We start from the raw sequence: 1,571 nt of genomic DNA, 5'->3' as shown, positions 1-1,571 counted from the left end.
TAGGCTCAGGACCTATTAATTTGGTTTGAGGCGTGATTCACGGTCTCCGTTGAAGGAGGCTTGATGGGTGATTTGTTTCTGCTGAGCGAGCATCAGACGGCGCGGATATCGCCGCATTTTCCGCTGTCGCACGGGGTGCCAAGGGTCGATGACCGGCGGGTTGTCAGCGGTATCGTCTATGTGATCCGCAATGGGCTGCAGTGGAAGGATGCGCCGTCGGGCTACCGACCCCCTGCGGCGTCATGTGGACTGCTGCAGAGGTGGTCGGCGGCATCGCTGACCGGTTGCGAGGCTCCAAGACGCGGGTCACGACTATGGTCACGTCGATCCACCACACACTTTGAGGAAGACCCCGGATAAGTGCCAAGCGCCAGCTCGCCCGCAATCGAGGACGGCCGCGAGCCCGAGAACGGCGCAGCCAGTAACCTGCGGAGCGTCGCGCTTACCTTCGCCGCCATCGCCTCGCGGCGGTCGGGATGGGAGGTCGCCCCCGGCGCCGCCCGCAGCGTGGGCCAAACGGCCTACGCCATCCGGCCCGGCCTGTGGGCCGGATGGCCTGATCCGCCGAGCCCGTTCCCCCGGTCGTTCGGCACGGGCCAAATCCCATCCCTCCGGCGCATCCCGCGCCCGTCCACCCAGCGGTATCCTTCTACGATGGAGGGTAGCGATGCCGCAAACCGTATCGTGATCGGACCATTCCGGCGCCGCGCCTTCGCCGAGGGCCTCGCCGCGAGCCCTGGCTCAATGTCGAAAGCGTCGCCGACGAGCGCGAGATCGAGCGTTACCTCGATGCCAACGAACCGGTCATCATCCTGCTCGAGCAGCGCGGCGACAACGGCTGGCGGCGCTACCTGCCGGTCTCGGAGTTCGTCTCGGTGATCCTGATCGCCGGCGAAGGGCAGGGCGACGTGCAGGTGACGCTGCGGAATGTGGACCCCGCCCGGATGCGCGCCGCCATCGGGCTCCTCGCCGAAACGCCGCATCCCAAGGTCCTGTCGCTTGACAACGACACTCCGCTCACCATGACCCCCCTCCGCGACGGCACCGCCTCCGGCCTTGCCTGGGTCATCGCGTGGCTCGACGCCGCCTTCGCGCTGGCGCTCGACGATTTCGTGCGCGCCCGCGGCAGCACGCCCGAAGCGCCGTGGATGCAGGACCTCGCCTACCTTCGCGCCCATTTCGCAAGGGGCGAGGCGATCACCCGCGACCTTGCCGAGCGCCGCTTCGGCGCCATGGCCATCAGTCCGGCAATGAAGGCAACGTCGCGCGAAAGCCGATCGAGCTTGGCAACGAGGACCGGGCAGCGCTCCTTTCTTGCAGCAGCAAGGGCTTCGGCCAGGCGAGGGCGCCTGTCGAGCGTCTCAACCTCGGTATATTCGTGTAGGATGGCGATGCCTTCGATCTCGACAAAGCGAGCAACTGCCGCTCTCTGGGCCTCAATGCCCAAACCTGAACGAGCCTGCCGCTGGGTCGAGACTCTGTAGTAAGCAATCGCCCTCCTCATCCGTTCACCTCGCGGTGTTCAAACTGCAAACCACCTTTTGCAGTTTGCTCATGTGACGAAGATTAGG

Annotated in this window: 2 protein-coding genes and 1 pseudogene; 1 reads left to right on the top strand and 2 read right to left on the bottom strand. The window is 65.6% G+C overall.

Annotated features, from left to right (window positions below):
- Positions 1 to 63 precede the first annotated feature (63 nt).
- Positions 64 to 267, top strand: a pseudogene (locus tag G6N73_RS38190) (transposase); the annotation flags it as partial.
- A gap of 254 nt (positions 268 to 521) precedes the next feature.
- Here the strand turns inward: G6N73_RS38190 and G6N73_RS35515 are convergent.
- A complete protein-coding gene (locus tag G6N73_RS35515; RefSeq protein ID WP_165034516.1) occupies positions 522 to 1,178 on the bottom strand; it encodes a hypothetical protein in 657 nt (218 codons plus the stop codon).
- Positions 1,163 to 1,504 carry a recombinase family protein gene (locus tag G6N73_RS35510; protein WP_165034515.1) on the bottom strand — a complete coding sequence of 114 codons (342 nt, stop codon included), beginning with the start codon at positions 1,502 to 1,504 and terminating at the stop codon, positions 1,163 to 1,165. The genes G6N73_RS35515 and G6N73_RS35510 overlap by 16 nt, the downstream gene beginning before the upstream one ends.
- Positions 1,505 to 1,571: the final 67 nt, after the last annotated feature.

This window comes from Allomesorhizobium camelthorni (assembly GCF_011045125.1).
GTDB lineage: Bacteria > Pseudomonadota > Alphaproteobacteria > Rhizobiales > Rhizobiaceae > Allomesorhizobium > Allomesorhizobium camelthorni.
Note: the sequence above shows the minus strand (reverse complement) of the source record. Positions and strands in the feature narration are given on the sequence as shown.